The sequence below is a fragment of the Fuerstiella sp. genome, from assembly GCA_022447225.1.
GTDB lineage: Bacteria > Planctomycetota > Planctomycetia > Planctomycetales > Planctomycetaceae > S139-18.
Genome location: JAKVAZ010000014.1, coordinates 1 through 19,226, shown reverse-complemented (window position 1 = coordinate 19,226; position 19,226 = coordinate 1). Strand labels below are relative to the sequence as shown.

Below are 19,226 nucleotides of genomic sequence, written 5' to 3'. Positions count from 1 at the left end.
CACTGTTCGCAGGGAAACCGGCGTACAGAAGCAGACCGGCCGGAAGGATCAATTTCCGGTTTCATAAATCACCCAGGAACAGGAAACGAATCTCTCCGCCGGCCCGATCACTCCTCACCCGCCACGGCCCTGCAAACGACGAATGATTCCGGTCTCCGGATCAGTTACGTTTCAATAGTCAGGTTGTCCCGTATGGACACCTGCTGAGCACTGCGCACTGCCGCAATCGATGCCAGCAGGCCGGTCACTGCCACCGCAGCAAGAGTGATGCCGAGTGACTGCCACGGTAAATCACCTCCTGTGCTGCGCAGATGTGGCAGCATCGCCAGCAAAGCGGACGAAGTCCCCAGCAGAATCCCCCAAAGCAGCAGCAATGAATTTTCAATCAGAACCAGTCGGCAGATGCGAAATCCGGTAAACCCGGTCGCTCGCAACATGGCAATCTCACCGCGGCGTTCCACCACATTTCGGACCATCACCACAGCCAGTCCGAAAATCCCCACCAACAGACCCAAACCACCCAGCAACTGAAATGTGGCCAGGTAGGTATTCTGCACCGCAAGGAATCCGGTCAGTCGGTCTCCGACAGACTCGGTATCCATTCCGGATGAATTCAATCGACTCTCAAGCAGCCCGGCCAGCGCATCTGCCTGTGCGGCGGAGTGAGTCTCTGCCAGAAAGTATCGGTATCCCGTCACCCCGGGATCCAGTTTCTGCAGATTTTCACGAGTCAGCAGCAGCACTCCCTGAAACAGGCTGCCGTCCAGCATTCCCACAACCTGTAACTTTGCAGTCGGATTTTGATCGTCGGGAAATGCAATCACATCACCGATGTTCTTCTTCAGGCTGTATCGCAGGGTGTTCATGTCACCAATCACCGGATACAGCGGCAGTCCACCGGAAGAATCCGGCGAGTCCTGAAGCAGACTCCATGGATTTTTTCCCGGTGTGTCAGCAAATCGAAATCCCCCCCGATCGATAAATCGCCCGGATGCGCCGAGCAGCGTTGGCAGGTGTGTTTGATACAGGTTGACACAGCTGGCATCTTCACCGGGACGAACAGCAAAAGAATAAATCGAACAGACTTCATCGAGCCCTGCTTGCACATACGAGTCTTCAAGGTTCAATGCAGCGCGACCCTCCGGTGAATTGATATCCTTCAAAAGAGGCTGGGATGATTCGGCAATAAGTCGGAAACCACCGTTTCCGGATTTGATGTCCGGAGTTTCCGACTGAGGATTCCGCCGGCCGGCCGCCACCGCCACTATCAAAAATGTCGCGCTGGCAATGAGTGCGGTCGTCATCAAACTTCGCCCAGGACTGCGTGCTGCGTTGGCTACTGCAAAACCAGACAGACTTCTAATCGTGCGTTCGTCACCCGGCATCGCCACGGCCTGCAACCTGTGACGCAACAGCATCAGTCCCCCGGTCAGACACGAACTTCCCCCCAGAAAGAACGCCACCATGTTCCAGGTCAGTCCACCGAAAGCCTCACCGCCGGGAAGCAGGCCCCCCGCAGACACGGCCGGCAACAGGATTCCACTGAGTAACGACACCACCATGATCAGTTTCATTCCACCCGATCGTCTGAGGCCTGGCCTTTCTGAAGTCATTCCACTCAATAGCTGCCGAACAGATGAACGGCGCAGCCCTGCCACGGCCATTCGAATGACGCCGGCGGCCAGGCCCAGTGAGATTATTGCCGCAATCAAAAGTCGTAACCATCGGATCTCAAGCAGCAGATCGTGTGTACCAATCGCTCCGATCCACCAGGTGGTGAGTCCGTAAACCATTAGTTTTGCAAAGCCAACGGCCAGCATGGATCCCAGCACGGCACCAGCCAGAGCAACCAGCAGACCTTCACCCAGAAAAAACCGGCGGACAGCACCAGGCGTCCATCCGGCGGAATGCAGCAAACCCGCCTGGCTGATGCGCTGCTGAATGCCCAGACGAAACATCAGTGAGGTGAGGATAACGGCGGACAGGATCAGGAAAAAACTGAACCCGCCAAACAGTTGTGTGAAGTCATTGGCCCCGTTCGCCGCCTGAAGGCCCGACTCCAGTACGGCCAGTGGAGCCAGGCCGACTGCTGCCAGGTCACATTGAGAAGGAACCAACTCAGAAAGCTTATCAGCAATCACCCGCAGTCGACCTTCCGGCAGCGGATGAATGCTGGCGGCAATTCGAATCGATGTTACCCACCCAAACCGACTGCTCCACAGATTCTGTGCGGTTTGCAGTGAAACAAAGGCCTTGGGTGTCGCCCGGTGTTCATCCCACCATGCATCATCGCGTCCTGTGATCCGGTTCGTTTCCATTTCAAACGGCTGATCCCAGTCACTGAATGATTCCACATCCGTGACGCCGCGGATAGTGGGAGTCAGTCCCCGGTCGATACTCACCGAATCATCTGCAGGAATGACCCCGGCAACCCTGAATATTTTTTTGACTTCAGGAAGTTCTCCATGACTGCCGACTTCGTGCCAGCGGGCCGTAATTCTGTCTCCTGTTTCAACCTTCAGGTCATCGCTGAGCCATTCGGACAAAATTATTTCATCTTCGGCCGGTTGCCGGTTGCCAATCGGCCCCAGAGGCGGAGCAGCATCATGCGGCAGCCCCGCGACAATCGTATACATTGAATATCGTTCATCAGGATGGTCACGATCTTCGGCAGCGAACTCATTGATCAGATAAACCAGTGTTGGAGCTGTATTCAAGCCCAACTGCCGCGCCGTGGTCACGATACTGTCGGCAACGGCCGGTTCCAGAATCATTCGGTCGGTTTCGGCGGAAAGATAACCGCGGCCCGTGTCGACACGCACACGTAATCCGAAGTCGGCCATCGTCACACTTTCACTCACAGCCTCGTTCAGTGTGCCTTCTGTTCGCTTGGCGGCTTCATCATGAATCAGCAACGTGTTGACCAAAGCAGGTTTTGCCGTTGGATTGCGCCGACTACGTTCCGTCCTCTGAATTTCCAGCCGTTCCTGCAGAGTTTGCAGAGACACAAATGCATTCTTTGCCAGCTGTTGTGCAGGGTTCAGTGTAAACCGCGAAGCTCCGGCTGTTTCAGGCAGGATGTCTCGTACAACAAACTGAAGCTCGGCAGAGATTTCTTCACGTTCACCGAGCAGACTGTCGCGGGGAATCGCCGACGGCAACTCAACCCAGACCGAAACACTATCACCGGACCGGGCATGCAGCTCACGGGCGGTCCGAAACCCCAGGACGATCTCATTGTCCGCAGGAACGGATATCCCGGCTGCCTCCAGCAGATTCCAGGCCCGTTCACCGACTCCGGTGACAGTCACAGAACCTGCTCGACGGGTCTCGGTTCCCTGATGCAGTTCCAGTCCGGCAGACACCATCACTGCCGGAGCAACCTGCGCACCGGAATGCTTTGCGATGTCAGAAGCCAGTTGTTCCCGAACAAATCGACCGTGAATAACGTGAGTCACTTTTCCAAGACGCTGTCGGGTCATCTCTCGCAAACTGTGACGGACTGAATCCCCGACGATCATTGCTCCGCCAATAGCTGCTGTGGAAATGGCCACAGCCAGTGCCACGACGATGTTGACTCGACGGTAGTACAACGTACTGCGAAGGACAGGAGAGACCATGGTGATGCCCGTGATTCAGCAGGTCCGGAAACGCCGGAGTCTTTCCCCCGGTGATCCTGACAGCCCGGATCTTTCGGGAGGGTCCATGGACACTGCCTGTTTATGGCAGACCAACCACCCCCGGTTTGTTCTATCGTAGATCGAAACCCGAACGGTCAAAGTCTTACCACAGTGTGAATTCGAAAAGCACTCCCGATTTATATCAACACAGCGACCGATCAGGATTATCCTGCCGGAAACTTATGAGTTCATACCGGGGCCAAAATCACACCAACTGCATACTTTTCAGAAGCTTTCGCCATTTACCGGAATCTGAGACGCCACAAACGCCGAAGGTTTATCTCCTTCAGGAGTCATCAGTCGAGCATAAACGTTCAGATCAAGGTCCTCAGAGACCGTACGTGCTGCACCATCACAAAAAACCATATTCACACTGCCGGAATGATTCGAATTGGGAAACGGACGCTGACCTTCCGGACCGTCTCGTGCTCCGTTGATCACGCCGTACGAATGAGCCGGATCAAGTGGCGCGGACAGAAAATAGCTGGACGAATCGAATCCGGAGGTATCCGGATCAATCGGAAAGACGGTGGCGCAATTACGAGGATCAGGATCTCCCCAGAATTGCTTTTCGCCGGCATTCACGTTCTCTGTGACCAAAATTGTGTTGCTGAGACCATCGTAGATGTTGTGCGGACCGTGACTTGCGCTGGGGAGGGCCTTGGTCGGATTTCCGTCACCACTGCGATCCAGCACTGCACGCCACATGACTCCAGTGCGACGAAACACATTTTGGTCCTCAGCATCATTCACTATTCCATTGACATTCAAATCAAGGTCCGGATCGTTGAAGTTATGATAATTAGTCGCCCCCCAGCCACTGGAAGAACTCAGTGAACCATCGATATTTGCATAACCCACGTTCACCACGTAACTCAGTGCACCAGGCATGTCCTGAGCCGTGTGGTCAGCAGGACATATCAGAATCGGTAAGACGTATTGCCGAATCAAATCGCGGTTGGAGAGTCCATTTGCACCGTTAAATGTGGAATCGTGCTCCCGAGTGTGATCCCAGCGATCGTAAAGATCCTGGCGGTCGAGCTCTGCCAGGATCTCCACGACCCAGTTTCTAAGCTGACGGCCGAAGAAGCCGCCCGGTTGCCAGGTCCCGGAACTGTCTTTGTAATCACCCCATGTCCCGTATGGCGGGAACTGCTGATTCGTGTCTTTTGCTGCGTAGGCATGCAGCGCGGTACCAACCTGACGCATGCGATTCAGACACTGGACCCGACGAGCCGAGGCACGTGCAGTCTGGATTGCCGGCAGCAACAGCATCATCAGGGTGGCAATGATGGACAGGACAACCAACAATTCAATCAAAGTGAACGCTGGTCGCTGACGTTGAGGCCCGGTGCGCAACATCGGCTTCATCGTGCAGTACTCCTGAACTCCTGATCCGAACACGGAAATCAGGCGATCGTCATCCTGACACAAACGAACCAATCACAGAACTTCACGGGAACGCAAAACCAGGACGCCAACAGTCCCTGTCCAAAGACGGCGGACGCGGTTGACGTCTTACTACACACGCCTCACCCGTTCCCAGGGTTCCTGACACTCCCCTCTGGTGTCCGGAGCAATTACACCAACGTACTCAGCTGAAAACCGTTTGGGTAACCGACCGACAAGAAATCGGCCTGAAATTTCTATCATTAGCCCTTAGCAGCCTGGCGAGTGACTAACACAGGCAAGCTCGCGAAGATTGGCAGACAGCACTGGTTGCGGACAACTCCAGACCAGAAAAAACATGCTTTCCCGCACAGCCCGCTCGGCAGCATGTCCGGCGACATAGCCAGCGCCTTTGGTTGCCGCCAGCCATGCCTGGGCGGTGCGCAGCACGAGCGAATTCGCCTGACGCCGTACTGCTTCCGGTGCGGATGAGCCATCGGAATGATCACTGACCGCCGCACGATAAATCTGCTCGACCAGCTCGGCAGCAGAGGAGCTCAACGGTTCCACAAATTCGCTCAGATCCGGACGACGGTTCACTTCTGTACGAAGATGTCGCAGCATGCCCTCGGTGGCACCCAGAGCCAGGATCGATGTCCCCAAAGCCCCGGCACCACCACCTGTGGCCTGCCGCATGACACCCTGTACCGGACCATGCAGGAGTTCCTGGGGGCTCACCCGGACATTGGTCAGTTGAACCGACCCGGTCTGCGATGAACTGAGTGCCATCAGTTTCACAGGTTCGTTGACGTGGATACCTTCACGCTCCGTGGAAATGGCGGCCAGCAACTGCCGCCCATCAGTCAGTTGTCCGCCTGTGACCAGCACATCGGCACGGGCTGCCCCGGTTGCCCAGGGCACAACCCCGGACAGACGAAATCCATCTTCATCAGGTTCAGCCCGCACTGCAGGAGTAGTCAGATGCTGTCCGGAGGTGGTCAGATGCGAGATCCCCACCGTCGCGAACAGACGACCTTCGGCAAGCTTGGGCAGCAAAGATTCACGAGCAACCGAGTTGCGTGAAGTCGCAATTCTCCGGCAGGCCGCGTTACGCTGCGTCAAAATGAATGTGGTGACCAGACAGGCAGACGAAAGCACGCGATATCCGTCAAGCATTGCCACATCGTCCAGTCCCAGTCCGCCATACTCCCGGGGCAGGTTCCATTTCATGACGCCGGCAGCATTCAGTGCCTGCAGCCGATCGGCAGGCCAGTGATCAATCGCTTCCGAACACGGAGCAGCAGCAAGTTGTGACAACAGCGACTGCACCGCTTCGGATTCTGTGAGGGTGCTCATAACCGTATACCCGTATCCTTCAGTACAGTGGTACTTCATTTTGGCACCTGAACCGGTGTTTCGCCACAGATACGCGGACATCAGTCACACATTACGGTCAGGACCGGCACCAGACAGTTGAACCGTCAGCGGAGTATCATCCGGAGACAGAAGTGACAACCACATCCATAATGACCGGACTGCAGCCGCCACCTTAGGAGAATTCCAGAGAACAAAGACGAATCTGACGATGAGAGACTTGGATCACGGTTCAGTTTTTTCTTAGTATCTGCGGTTGTTACCATTGAGCCATCAGCAGCCGGCTGTGCTCAGCGGGATATGTTTTCGGATCCGGTTGTACGGTTCATCCGGTGATGTTGGGTCAGTAGAGTGCGTCTTCAGCCCGGGCCAGGAACTGTTGAAGAAAATCCACGGCTGACAGGTAGATTTTTCCAAGTTGTTTTGAGGAGGTAACCATTAAACGTTTTCGTCCAACCCCGGTTCCACAACGTGATGTGCCCAGGATGAATGATCGAATTCGCATTTCGCCCATTCGGGTCGTCAATTCTGATGGGGAAATGCTGGGAGAAATGGAGACAGAACAGGCTCTGCAAATCTCACAGGAACAAGGTCTCGACCTGGTTGAAGTGAGTCCCGATGCGCGACCACCGGTATGCCGTATCATGAACTACGGTAAAGTGCTGTACGAACGGCAAAAGAAAACTGGTGGCGGTAAACAGCACAAAACACAACTCAAGCAGCTGCGTCTGCGGGCCAAGACAGGTCAGCACGACATTGACGTAAAGGTCAACAAAGCTCGGGAATTCCTGGGACGTCGTGACAAAGTGAAAATCAACGTCATGTTCCGTGGTCGCGAAAATGCCCATCATGATCGTGGCCGTGAAATGCTTGAAGAAATCATTAAGTCACTTGAAGATGTTGCCAGCGTGGAACAGTCGCCCCGGATGGAAAGCGGTCGCATGATGTCCGTCATGCTGTCACCTCTGGGTGCCGCAAAGTAACCGCATCGTTTTTGCCAACGTTGAACACACACCATCCCGGTTACCCGAGGTGGGTCGTGTGACTGTTTTTGGGAGACTCCCGGCCGTGTTAGTCCAGACCCCCAAACTGAATGCCGACACGGCCCGTGACTTGATCACTCCCTCATTGCTGGTGTGGCCGGAACGCATCGATGCCAACATTGCACGTATCGTGCAGATCGCCGGAGATGCGAAACGACTCAGGCCGCACTGCAAGACACACAAGATGATCCAAGTTGCTCAGCGGCTTGTGGCAGCGGGAGTGACTCAGCACAAGGCTTCTACTGTTGTTGAAGTCGACATGCTCTGTCGCTCCGGGGCCGAAGACGTTGTTCTCGCAGGTAATCCGGTTGGTCCGTCCCTGACACAGCTGCAGCGGGTTGTCACGGCGCATCCGCAGGTAAAAATCAGTATTACGGCTGATGCAGAAGGGCCGATCCGTCAGCTATCCGACGAGTCATCGGCTGCCGGTATCTCACTGGGAGTTATGATTGACCTTGATGTGGGACTGCACCGAACCGGAATCGCTCCGGATTCCCCAAACGCAGAATCTCTGTATGCACTCGTACAAAGTCTGAACGGAGTTCATCCGGCAGGACTACACATCTACGACGGCCATCACCACCAGACTGATCCCGATGAACGAACAGCGGCCGTGCAAAAGGCATGGCAACCAGTGGAGAGTCTGGTCAAGCGGCTGGAGTCGGCAGGTCTGCCGGTCCCTGAATTGCTGTGTGGTGGTACCCCGTCCTTTCCGGTTTATGCTCAATTCGAAAATCCGCAAATCCGCCTGAGTCCGGGTACCTGCACCCTGCATGACGTGGGCTACGGCCGCAAATGTCCTGATCTGTCATTTGAGGTTGCCGCGGCGGTGGCAACCCGGGTGGTCAGCAGTGCTGTGCCCGGCCAGTTGACTCTGGATGTCGGCCATAAAGCCATTGCCGCAGATCCACCGGCCGACTTTCGGGCCATACTGTCTGACCTGCCGGATGCACAGGCCATCATCCATAACGAGGAACATCTCACCGTCACGACGGAACATGCGGATCAATATGCGTCCGGTGACCTGCTGTTTGCGTTTCCGGTCCACATCTGCCCAACGGTCGCTCTCCACGAATCAGCGATTGTCATTCAGAACGGAGCTGAAACTGATCGCTGGATGATTGCCCGGCACCGAATTCTTCGCAACGTGTGAATGCTCCGGACGCGACAGGCTGAAATGTCCTGCCTGTGTTTCCTGATCCGACCAGACATGCGACTGGTGTACATCCACTGAAAATCCGGAAATTTAAAACTGCCTATTCGGCCTCCGCCAGTTTTTCGTACTCGGCCAGCAGTGGTCGATACGCATAGGCATTCAGCACAGCAATCACCCCGCGGTCACTTTGATCGCGAGCCACATCCGCCAAGGTGTTGATGCAGTTGTAGGTTTGCTCAAGCGCGGTTTCCAGGTATTCCATGGCACGGTCCGTGTCACCGGCCTCACGCGCAATAGCAGCCTCTCTCACTGCTTTAACGGCTGCAAAATACTCCAGGACATATTCGCCCCGCTTTGCATAGTAAAACAGAATCGGCCTGGCATCACCGTCAATCGCTCCCTGAGCACGGTACAGCTCAATCATGTACTGTGTATACTCTTCGGTCGCCTCCGACCACCATTCCGGGATCGGCTCCGCACGGTAGTGCTTCATCATCATCCCCGGGACCGGAAACGCGAATCCGATCGCATGCCTGTCGATCAGATCGGTCGCTGTTTCCAGATGCTCCCATGCCTTCCAGAGACGGTCGGCAGCGGCCTTGTTCCCGGTGGCTGTTGTCCACAGTTCACGAACCGCCTGTTCACCGCTGAGTTGTTTGTCCCAGGCCGCCCGGGCCAGAAAATAAATTGCAGGGTCGAGCTCTCCCGGTATCCAGTAGCGGGTTGAATACCCCGCCCAGCTGTGCTGTTGAATGACATCCACAAGTGTACTCAGGCTCTTAACGGATGACTGCGGCAGAATACCAACGTTGTCATCGGCCAGTGTCATGATCAGTTCGCTGGAAACCTTCGTTGCCGGCACCTGCGAAATTAAATGACGGTTTTCAGCAGATCGTCGAGACGTATAGTCCAAAAAATTCAGCGTTCCGGCATTCTCCGGGATCACCTGATCCAGTGCGGAATACAACGCCGGGTCAACACTCTCGATCACCAGTTCGACGGATTTGCCGTCTGACCGCTTCAGCAGACTGTCGTCTTCGAACAGAGTCTGTAAGAAAGCCAGTCCCACGAGATTTCCGCGAATGGCCTGTACACCCCGATCACCTGAAACAATTACGTTGCGATCGCGTGCCAGCTGCAGCACTTTTTCCAGAGTCAGTTCGGCAGACAGCCCCCGCTGCTGCAGCATCTTCAGGGCCTGCTCTGCATGAGCTCCCCACGTTGGAAACTCCGGCATCGACACATAGAGTCTGTCCAGCTGAGGATAAGTTTCAATGTACGCACGGATTTTTGCAGTCACCAGATCCCTGAAGGTTCTGTCGGTCGGTCCCAGCTCACTTCCGGCAGTGATTGTCAAGTTCTTCAATTGATGAGCAATGACGGATCCCGGCAGCGCCTGCTGAAACTCCAGCGGGAACTCCCCCGGAACAATGCTTACGCCGACGGTCATTCCCAGCTGGTGAGCCGTGTCAATCAGCGCCTGCATATGCTGTCGACCGGCCTCGTGAAGTTCGTCTACGGTCGTCAGTCCGGAGAAGTCAGGATTCTCAAAAATATTTTTCCCGGCAAATGCTTTGCTTCCGACGGTATCACCATCCAGCGGATACTTCTCATCGAACCAGTGCGTCGCTGTTGATTTTTCAACGCCACCAAAGCTGTAGCGCACGAAAGGTTGCCACGGATACACGGCCAGCATGACCCGGTTGAATTTCATCTTAGCAAGCTGACGCAGGAACGGTTTATGTTCGTCGATCCCCCAGGATTCCGGTCCGACGGCAAAATTATTGATTGTTCGCCAGGTGCGGGAACGCAACTGCGGCTCCATCACCACCTCAATCCCGAGAAGATCAAACGGTTTCTTCTTTGGCGGGAACAGGTCACCTCGCGGCAGGTAACGAATCCCCAGCCGATACCCCAGTTCGTAAGCCGCCCACATCGTCGCCACCGGACTGCCACCGCCGACAACATAACTGCGATGATCAGGAACGGACCGAATTACGATTCCCTGGTCGGACATGTCCGGCCAGTCCGAACACAATCGGGCCACGTGCGGATTGGTCTGCGGACTTCCGACAAAGACCGTCGTCCCGGCAACATTCGTCGGACTCTCCACAACGGAAACGTGAATCCCGTCAAACAGCCGCTGGAACTGGCCGCCAAGCTCACTGGCGGCGTACTGCTGCAGATCCGGTGCATGGAGTCCGTACACAATCTGCACTACATCTGCAGCGTGCAGGGGGACACCGGCCCACAGCAGAACGACAGCAACCGCGGCAGGAATTCCCGGACGACGCATCAGTTTTCCTCAGAGAAACAATAGATTTTGTTCAGTGTTCGTACATAAATGCAGTCATCGGCAATGGCCGGTGTAGCGACCAGACTGTCACCGACGTCGTTTCTTGCCAGAACTTCGGGTTCAGACCCGCTGTGCAGCACGACAATTTTTCCGTTCTCACCTGGTATATAAATACGACCTCCGGCGGCGATCGGTGAAGCGTAATAATTGCCAAAATTGCGGATCCGTTTTTTCATCCAGACCGTACTGCCGTCCTCCAGATTGAAGGCCGCCGAAATCCCGCCTTTCTTAACCATCAGTAAACGCCCCGCATACGCCAGCGGGGAAGCAATGTTCGACGGGGTTTGATAATGCAGGTTGTAAATCAGGTGTGTGTCGGTGACGTCACCCTCTCCGCCACCACGAATCGCCTGAATGATATTTCCGCCACCAACACGATTTGTCTTTGCCTGAAACGCATCGTCGATCTCGTCGTCGACGAGAAAACCGTCCCCGTCATGGTCGCCGCTGTCAAATTTTTTATGAAAGGCGGGTTCCACTTCATCCTTTCCCAGCTTTCCGTCCTGATTGGTATCACGCCACTGCAGCAGCGCATATTTGAGAACCCGGTCGGTGTCACCATAACTTTGTACCGTGAGATAAATCCGATCATTCTGCACTACTGGCGTGGTCATGATTGTGCGCAGCAGTGAATTGCACGTCCATAATTCCTGTCCGCCGGCAGGATCGTAACCTTTCAGCTTCCCGCTTCCGGCAACCACAATGTCGGTCCTGCCATTAGCCGTACAAAGTACCGGAACAGCATAGCCTCCCAGCATCTCAGGACGATCAGCCTTCCATCGCACCCTGCCCGATTCGACATCCACGGCAATGAGATATGAATTGAGGTCGTCGTCCAGATTGAAGATCACCATCCCGTCATAAACGATTGGCGAATTAGCGGCACCCCAGCCCATCAGGTAGAACGGCACTGGCAGTGGATATCTCCACAATTCGTCCCCGGATGCAGCATCCAGTGCAATCAAACCGATTGTGCTGAAATGCACAAACACACGTTCTCCATCCGATGCCGGAGTCGAGGACGCATGTTCATTGGGAGATGTAATTTCCGGAAGCTCACCGACCTCAAACCTCGTATTCCACAGCTGTTCACCTGTGACTGCGTTTAAACCCAGCACAGAAAATTTGCCGCTGTCTGTCATTGCTGTCACGAAACAGCGACCGTCTGCGATGATCGGACCCGCAACTCCCTTTCCCGGTGAGGCAGACCACCGAACATTTTTCTCTGTCGAAAATTCAACCGGAGGATTCGTACTCTCGGCAGCAATTCCGGTGGCATTCGGTCCTCGAAACTGCGACCAGTCCTCAGCATGAAGTCCCGCTGTAGCGACAAACAGAACTCCTATGAACATCACAACACAGGTCTGTGCAGCCCGTTGCAGTATCGAGGTCATCATCCGGCCTTTACTGTTTACAGATGAAACGATGCCGTCCTCCGGGGCAGCAGACAGACCGATCAAATCCGGACGAGACAACAAGCACGATTTACGGGCCTGCACATACCGGACAACTCACTCTGTCTCGAACGCCGTCCGCTCGTCGATCACAAACTGCCGCTCAACTTAGACTACATAATGAGATACCGTAAACCAACGCTGACGGTGGAAACTCGGACGTTACGTCATGCTGCCGGACCGTAGCGGTTCGCGGGAGGTCCTGTTCAGCAGAAATCGCCGGGCAAGACAACAGGCTCAACAGCGTCAAAAAATGACGGCAACGGAAACCTCGAGGTCAAACGCCCCCAGGCCGCAAATGAATTCAGGAGGGAAACATCACGGTTCCTGTTTCATCGATTTCGAAAGTAATCGGAACGACGGAGGACACCAAAGCAGGACTCTGGTCTTCATTCAGCAGCAACTTCAGAGGATTAACCGAAAACAACTGTCGGTACCCCAGATAGCTTGTACAGACTCGAGGATTGATTTCGTTCAAATAGACGGTGCCATCATTCCGCGACACTAAAAAGTCCATCCCGATGTAACCTTGAAAATGCCCAATGCGTTCGATGACGTTTCGGACAATCGTTAAGACTCTCGCTGCAGTCTCCTGCGAAATCTCAGCAGGAATCGATCCTCCACTGTACCGGGGTTTGTCATCATTCCACACAATCCGCTGTTGGGCTACCGGCAGAATCTTCTCCTCCCCGGGGCCGCCAAGCACAGCAACCGAAAGCGAGTGACCGGAAATTGTTGCCTGTCGAATGTAATCCTGCGGCTCAGCTGTCAACGGAAGTCGACCGCGGCAGATTCCGTCACATCCGGCACCCAGGCGAGGTTTATAGACCCATTGCGGGTCACCAACATCAGTCTCAGCCGATTCGCTGCCCACTGGTGAACATTCCACCATTGGAATCTCTGAACAACCGAATACCTCCCATGTTTTCCACTTGTCACTGCAGATCTCTACCGTCGAAATCGACGGCAGCAGCGTCGTGCAGGACAAGGGATGCAGTGTTTGTGCGGCCCGGAGCAGCAGTCCGTCGCATTCCGGCGCAACCGGAAGTACGAAGTCACAATCCCGGGCAGCTCCGACCAGTTCGTCAGCCCAGTCGGCCTGATCAGCACAGCGGTGCAAACGTACGGTATCCGGGGTGGTATCGAATGTCCTTAGCCCCGGTTCACACAACAGCACAGAAACCGCAGTGTCGTCCAGTGCAACGGCGTCCATAAGCAAGGCCTCCAGCATCGCCCGTCCTTCACAGCGCATGGCAGTCGACGCTCGTACAAACTCCTCCGCGCAGGCATGAAGAACCTCAAAAATCAGCAGCCGACGCAATCTGGTTCTCCCCCTTCATCCGATTCACTGAAAGTCAATTTTTCACATGAAAGCGACAGATTCACCGCCCATACACCTCACCCGACGTTGGCCAGCTCCATGGTTCTGATTGTCCCCGCTCAGCCCCTGTGCTCAATGACTGCTGTTTGGGACCAGTGAGTCGGCCACACAGGAACGTTAAAACGCGCAGGCACAGACAAAGCGATCGGGCTACTCTGAACGTAACTGTGCAAGTTCACGCCGGTACCCGCCGGACAGGATCGGAAAACGGCACCAGGTGCGGGGATCAAGGTTCTTGTCATCCACATGAAAGGAAGGAGCGTAACGTTCCCGCTTCCATTGATTTCGACACCACAGCTGAAAAAACTTCTGTATGCAGTCAATCAGTTCAGAACGATTTTCCTGCCGAGGTCTTTCCAGGAGTTTCGTCAGGATTTCAGACGGGCTGAACTTATCACGAATGGCAAGGCACTCGATCTCGTCCAGCAGCGGATACGGCATCAAATCCGATTCATCCGTCTGATGACTGGCAGATGGCCTCAGTTCGGCTGTCGGTTTCTGCTCATTCACCAGGGACAGTGCAGGAACGGGCGAACAGCCGCCGGCACCATGCACTTCCATGGTACGGAGCCATTGGCGCAGGAACGCCTTGTCGATTCCGGCAATCGGACTGAGACCTCCGGAAGTATCTCCGTCCATCGTGGCATATCCCACCGCAGCTTCAGATCGATTACTGGTCGACAGTAACAGGGCATTGTTGAGATTGGCAAACATCCAGACCGACGGCGAACGCGTTCGTGCCTGAATGTTCTGCAGTGTCACGTCATCATTCTCCCATGACAGCTCCCGTCCGATCGCTTCCTGCACCACAGATTTATAGCTTTCAACAATCGGGTCGACATCCAGCTCATGCCAGACTCCACCGATTGCACGCGTAACGGCGCTGGCGGCGTGCAGCGTAACATCCGAGCTGTTCCTGGTTGCCTGATAGATCCCGGTAAACAAATCAGCCATCCATTGCTCGGGCCGCGTCTTCGTACAAGTTCCACCAATGTAGCCCAGCGCCGCTGCGAACCCGTCGGCACCCAGACTCTGCAGACCACGTTCAACCATACATCGCACCAGGCACGCAGTTGCCGATGAATCAGCGCCACCACTCATACTGACAACAAATCCCCCTGATCGACTCTTACGAAGGTAGTCAAACAGCGCCAGTGCAATCGCCTGCGTAAACTCATCGATTCTGACGGTGGTGACGTCCGCCAGACAGGACTCCACCGGAGTTTCCGGAACACAGATCTTCCCCGGAATACGGGCGATCCGGTCGTCCGCCGATTCACGGACATCTGCACGCATCGAATGCACACTGGAACGACGGGTGCGTGTCAGATCGACATCAACATCAGCAACCACGACATCCACGTCAGTAAACTCAAATCGTCGTCCCGCCGCGACAAGATCACCGGCCGTTGCAATCAGGGCACCTCCGTCATAGACAGCTCGACCGGCTTCATTGCCCACCAGGTTGGCGTACACGTAGCTGACACCGAATGATCTTGAACCTTCCATCACAAATCGTTGTCGAACTTCGTGCTTACCAAAAGCAAAGTGACTGGCGCTGGGATTGAGGATGATATCGACACCGCGTTCGACCATCCGATTTCCGGGTCGTCCGGCAACCCATGCGTCTTCACAAATTTCGAATCCAAAGCGGACACCACTGAATTCAAAGATCAAATCACCAATTTGCCACGATTCATCACCTGCCGTGTATTCACTGACGACCTCTTCCGGCCAGGCGCGGAACCAGCGAGGTTCGTAATGAAGCCCGTCACCAGCCAGGTGCTGTTTGGGCACGAAACCGGCAATACGACCATCTGCAATCACACAGGCTGAATTGTAAACTCCGTTGATCACATAGATCGGCAATCCCACGGCCACGATCATCCCGCGTGTTTGCGGCACAATACGCTGCAGCATTTCCCACGCCGCTGACCACACACCCGGCGACAAGAACATGTCCTCACAGCCATAGCCTGTGATACACAACTCCGGCAGACACAACACGCCAACCTGCTGCGCCCGGGCATCAGCAATCGCACGTTCAATGCGTTCGGTATTGCCATCCCAGTCCAGAGGTGTCTGATTGAGGATTCCGGCTCCCAGGCGCAGCTTTCTCATTGAGATCGTTCTATCAACGGCTGGAGGTACGCACGACACGGATGTGCCGCGACGAGTGATATCAAACGCCGCAGCAGGTTGTCCGGAGACCTGATCCCTCCGTTGGGATCAGGACCATTCCGCCGGTGTCCAAAACAATTCCAACTGTTTGACGGCATTCCGGCAACGGATTCAAAGAACGCTGACAATATAGCCTGCACAGGCAATCAGAATTCCCGTCAGCAACCGAACGGGTTCAAACAATACACTGTTCTCATCGCTCAACAGTCGTCGCATGGCCGTACCGTCCGCAAGGACTCTCAGGAAGAATTTGATACTACGCCACCACAGACCCTGTCGCAATCGCAAGTCGAAACCAAGTCACAGATTGCGGATGCACCTCGGCTCAACCGCAGTCAGTCTGAAATAAGGTCATGCGTATTTCGAGGCATTTGACCTGCTACGCCGCAAACCGGAGTTCCAACAGCAGGCATAAAACCACCGTATCCGTCATAACACTCTGAAGGGCTGCACGGCTCCGGTTCGAACACTGCCCGCAGGAACTCGTGTCTCAGGCGGCCTTCCGCTGACTGCCGGAAAATGGTGCTGACGGCAGTTTAACCAAATCCCGAATGGTGCCGGCAACAGGCACCGCCGACGGAATTTCTGTTGTCGACAGCAGTCGTGTCGGGACTGTGGTGGTCGGCCCCAGCATGGTGGACACCACCTGACCATCAACAATCGATCCCGGCAACAATTCAAAATGGAACTTCTTAAGCATCACCGTCAACACGGTACGCAGTTCCACCATAGCAAGAGGAGCTCCGATACAGCGTCTTGCCCCGGCCCCGAACGGCAGATATTCATATGATGTCGGTGTGATTGAATCCCATCGCTCGGGCTGAAATCGATCAGGATCCGGGTACAGGTCCGGTCTGTGGTGAGTGATATACTGACTGAAAATTACGGGTGTCATGGGCGGCAGATTCAGCGGCCCCAGTTGTGTGGCCCTGACACACACTCGCTGCGAATACGACGATGCGGGCAGGACGCGCATACTCTCCCGAATCACCTGATCCAGACAGGTCATCGATTCGATAGTGGAATGATCGGGTGTCAAAGATTTGTCATCTCTGTCCATCTCCGCACGAATTTGCTCCATAACCTGAGGATGCTGGGCCAGCAGCAACAGGGTCCAGCTGAGCGTATGTGCCGTGGTCAGATGAGCGGCCGCAAACAACAACGTCACATGCCCCACCAGTTGCTCGTCCGTCATTCCGGAATCCGCCGCCTGAGCCTGTAACAACAGACTCAGAATATTCACACGCTGATCGTTTCCGTGACGATGTCGCCGGAACATTTCGCGAACACTGACTTCGAGTTCCTCAGCCATCCCCAGCAGCGAATCGTAGCCGTCGGAGAATCGACTGGATGAAACCATTGCTCCCATTCCGACTTCATGATTCCAGCGCACCCATCGATCAATTTTTTCTCCGAGCTCGACGGAGTAGGCAACATCATCGATTCCAAACAACAGAGCACTGGTCAGCCGCAGCATCAACCGGACCATCTCACCATTCAGATCCTGGACGTCACCATTCCGCCAGGATTCCATCATATCACAGGTCAGTTTGGTGATTGTTTCATGAAACTGCGGCAACATCCGTTTCGTGAATACGTCCATCATCGCGCGTCGTGATTCACGATGATCTGTACCGTTTTGGCTGAGCAACCCTGACGTCACACGACGTTGTGCGGAACGACGACCACCTCGAACGGCAAAGAACCGCGAATGAAATGCATCCGTGTCCGTCAGTACCTGACGATTCAGGTCCGGGGAAAATACAAAAACAAGCCGTTTCCCGTCTTCCTCCAGAACGGCCAAGTCACCAAATTCAGCCTGCAACCGTTTCATACAGGCGATCGGATCCCTGGGAAAGTCGAGCAGCGAATCATATGAAATGGGCAGCGAATCGCCGCCAGCAGCCGAAAATACAGGATCCTGTCTGTGTTCGCCCATAATATCATCCATGACACATCAGCAAGGCATCTCCGGCTCCCCCCCCGCAATCCATTGCAGGATCATTCTTAGTTAGCCCGGAAATCACTGTCACAACACCCCCTGACAGTGCAAGCCGCCCGTGTTGTAGGAAATCTCAAAGATTACAGCCAGATCGATTCAGTAACCGAACGCATGCGGATTCATCCATGCTCACAACCCGGTCACCAGCCAGCCTGGTCGTGGGCGGTGAAGGCGCCATCAGGGATGAATATCGAATTGCGACTGGGATCCAACCTGATATAGTGATCGCTTACGGGACGTGGCTCAGCCTGGTAGAGCGCTGCACTGGGGGTGCAGAGGTCGCAAGTTCAAATCTTGTCGTCCCGACTTTGTTTTCATTGGGTCTGCGATTTTTGGTGCAGGCATGACGGTATCCTGTACCTCCGTGGTACCCTTTCCGATCTCAATACTGCTGATGATTTTGCTCTTTCGGATCATCTTCTGGTCTCTATCGGCGTGCTGATAAAGTTCGTTTATCCGCCGAGTCTTGTGGCCGATGATACCCATCACTTGATCAGTATCACCACTCGCATTGACCAGCATTGAATTCAATGTATGGCGATAGATGTGGAAGCCTGCAACATACTGGAATTTTGTGCCAGTGAGTGCGTTCCGCAGAAGCTTGCCAAGGCGATTCGCTTTATCACGCACGCCTGTATCAGTGAAATCTCCCGACCCCAACAGGTGCTGATCGTTCTCAGCAAATATGCATTCCTGCTCAGCAGGAATTTGCTGGAGATACGTTTCAAGGAACGTCGCCAACGTATCGTGTAACGGCATCCAATGGATGCGGTATTTCTTCTCAGTTTCGCCCTTTCGGAGCATCAGGCGTACTTTGCGACCATCCAGTTGGATGTCTGTACGTCGCACCCTAAGAAGTTCTGATCTTCTGGCACCAGTAAATGCTGAAAACATCACGGCACCAAATACACGAACGTCTTTCAGGTCTTTTGAATCTTCCAGTAGCTCACGCACTAAGCTGATGAATTCCGCCAATTCTTCCGCTGAAAAGAAGATTTCCTTCCAGCCCATAGCATCATCTACTGGCAATCCCTCAGCCTTTAGACGTGTCAGTCTACCTGAGAACGTATCCCAGCCATCTTCACCATCATTATAAAGAAGATCCCACCTGCTGGTTGCTGGTGGATTGGGAATGGTGATTTTGGCGAATAGCTGTTCGGGATCAGATTTGATTTCTCTATTGAGCCACAACTCGCGGAACATTCTCTTC

General features: G+C 54.5%; 12 protein-coding genes and 1 tRNA gene. 3 read left to right on the top strand and 10 right to left on the bottom strand.

The genetic code is table 11. The annotated features are described in order from the left end of the window. Positions 1 to 164: 164 nt before the first annotated feature. The 4 genes from MK110_15960 to MK110_15945 form a co-directional block, all read right to left on the bottom strand. Positions 165 to 3,620, bottom strand: a complete 3,456-nt coding sequence (locus MK110_15960; GenBank protein MCH2212799.1) for an ABC transporter permease — start codon at positions 3,618 to 3,620, stop codon at positions 165 to 167. A 285-nt stretch (positions 3,621 to 3,905) separates the two neighbouring features. Further along, positions 3,906 to 5,051, bottom strand: a complete 1,146-nt coding sequence (locus MK110_15955) for a DUF1559 domain-containing protein (GenBank protein ID MCH2212798.1) — start codon at positions 5,049 to 5,051, stop codon at positions 3,906 to 3,908. A 288-nt stretch (positions 5,052 to 5,339) separates the two neighbouring features. Then, entirely contained in the window at positions 5,340 to 6,425 is a 1,086-nt protein-coding gene (locus tag MK110_15950; GenBank protein MCH2212797.1) for an acyl-CoA/acyl-ACP dehydrogenase, read from the bottom strand. A 361-nt stretch (positions 6,426 to 6,786) separates the two neighbouring features. Beyond that, positions 6,787 to 6,948, bottom strand: coding sequence for a hypothetical protein (locus MK110_15945; protein MCH2212796.1), 162 nt, complete (start codon positions 6,946 to 6,948; stop codon positions 6,787 to 6,789). Here MK110_15945 and infC point away from each other — a divergent pair. Together infC and MK110_15935 are read left to right on the top strand one after the other, a co-directional pair. Continuing rightward, on the top strand, positions 6,929 to 7,426 hold the full coding sequence (infC, locus tag MK110_15940) for a translation initiation factor IF-3 (protein MCH2212795.1): 498 nt from the start codon (positions 6,929 to 6,931) through the stop codon (positions 7,424 to 7,426). The two genes, MK110_15945 and infC, sit on opposite strands and share 20 nt — an antisense overlap. A gap of 85 nt (positions 7,427 to 7,511) precedes the next feature. Beyond that, positions 7,512 to 8,639, top strand: coding sequence for an alanine racemase (locus MK110_15935; GenBank protein ID MCH2212794.1), 1,128 nt, complete (start codon positions 7,512 to 7,514; stop codon positions 8,637 to 8,639). Between the two features lie 103 nt (positions 8,640 to 8,742). Here MK110_15935 and MK110_15930 read toward each other — a convergent pair whose 3' ends face one another. The 6 genes from MK110_15930 to MK110_15905 form a co-directional block, all read right to left on the bottom strand. After that, positions 8,743 to 10,938 carry a hypothetical protein gene (locus MK110_15930; GenBank protein ID MCH2212793.1) on the bottom strand — a complete coding sequence of 732 codons (2,196 nt, stop codon included), beginning with the start codon at positions 10,936 to 10,938 and terminating at the stop codon, positions 8,743 to 8,745. Next, positions 10,938 to 12,392, bottom strand: a complete 1,455-nt coding sequence (locus MK110_15925; GenBank protein ID MCH2212792.1) for a PQQ-binding-like beta-propeller repeat protein — start codon at positions 12,390 to 12,392, stop codon at positions 10,938 to 10,940. The genes MK110_15930 and MK110_15925 overlap by 1 nt, the downstream gene beginning before the upstream one ends. Before the next feature lie 364 nt (positions 12,393 to 12,756). Beyond that, positions 12,757 to 13,773, bottom strand: coding sequence for an ATP-grasp domain-containing protein (locus MK110_15920; protein ID MCH2212791.1), 1,017 nt, complete (start codon positions 13,771 to 13,773; stop codon positions 12,757 to 12,759). Between the two features lie 210 nt (positions 13,774 to 13,983). Then, complete coding sequence (nadE, locus tag MK110_15915) at positions 13,984 to 15,954, bottom strand: NAD(+) synthase (GenBank protein MCH2212790.1); 1,971 nt, start codon at positions 15,952 to 15,954, stop codon at positions 13,984 to 13,986. Positions 15,955 to 16,125: 171 nt separating this feature from the next. Then, positions 16,126 to 16,302, bottom strand: a complete 177-nt coding sequence (locus tag MK110_15910) for a hypothetical protein (GenBank protein ID MCH2212789.1) — start codon at positions 16,300 to 16,302, stop codon at positions 16,126 to 16,128. Between the two features lie 202 nt (positions 16,303 to 16,504). Continuing rightward, positions 16,505 to 17,953, bottom strand: a complete 1,449-nt coding sequence (locus MK110_15905) for a cytochrome P450 (protein ID MCH2212788.1) — start codon at positions 17,951 to 17,953, stop codon at positions 16,505 to 16,507. Positions 17,954 to 18,248: 295 nt separating this feature from the next. Here MK110_15905 and MK110_15900 point away from each other — a divergent pair. Then, positions 18,249 to 18,322, top strand: a tRNA-Pro gene (locus MK110_15900). The last annotated feature ends 904 nt before the right edge of the window (positions 18,323 to 19,226 follow it).

Coding starts and splice junctions, on each gene's coding strand:
- MK110_15960 (MCH2212799.1), bottom strand. CDS start 3,620: ATGGTCTCTCCTGTCCTTCGCAGTACGTTGTACTACCGTCGAGTCAAC.
- MK110_15925 (MCH2212792.1), bottom strand. CDS start 12,392: ATGACCTCGATACTGCAACGGGCTGCACAGACCTGTGTTGTGATGTTC.
- infC (MCH2212795.1), top strand. CDS start 6,929: ATGAATGATCGAATTCGCATTTCGCCCATTCGGGTCGTCAATTCTGAT.
- nadE (MCH2212790.1), bottom strand. CDS start 15,954: ATGAGAAAGCTGCGCCTGGGAGCCGGAATCCTCAATCAGACACCTCTG.
- MK110_15930 (MCH2212793.1), bottom strand. CDS start 10,938: ATGCGTCGTCCGGGAATTCCTGCCGCGGTTGCTGTCGTTCTGCTGTGG.
- MK110_15945 (MCH2212796.1), bottom strand. CDS start 6,948: ATGCGAATTCGATCATTCATCCTGGGCACATCACGTTGTGGAACCGGG.
- MK110_15905 (MCH2212788.1), bottom strand. CDS start 17,953: ATGGGCGAACACAGACAGGATCCTGTATTTTCGGCTGCTGGCGGCGAT.
- MK110_15950 (MCH2212797.1), bottom strand. CDS start 6,425: ATGAGCACCCTCACAGAATCCGAAGCGGTGCAGTCGCTGTTGTCACAA.
- MK110_15955 (MCH2212798.1), bottom strand. CDS start 5,051: ATGAAGCCGATGTTGCGCACCGGGCCTCAACGTCAGCGACCAGCGTTC.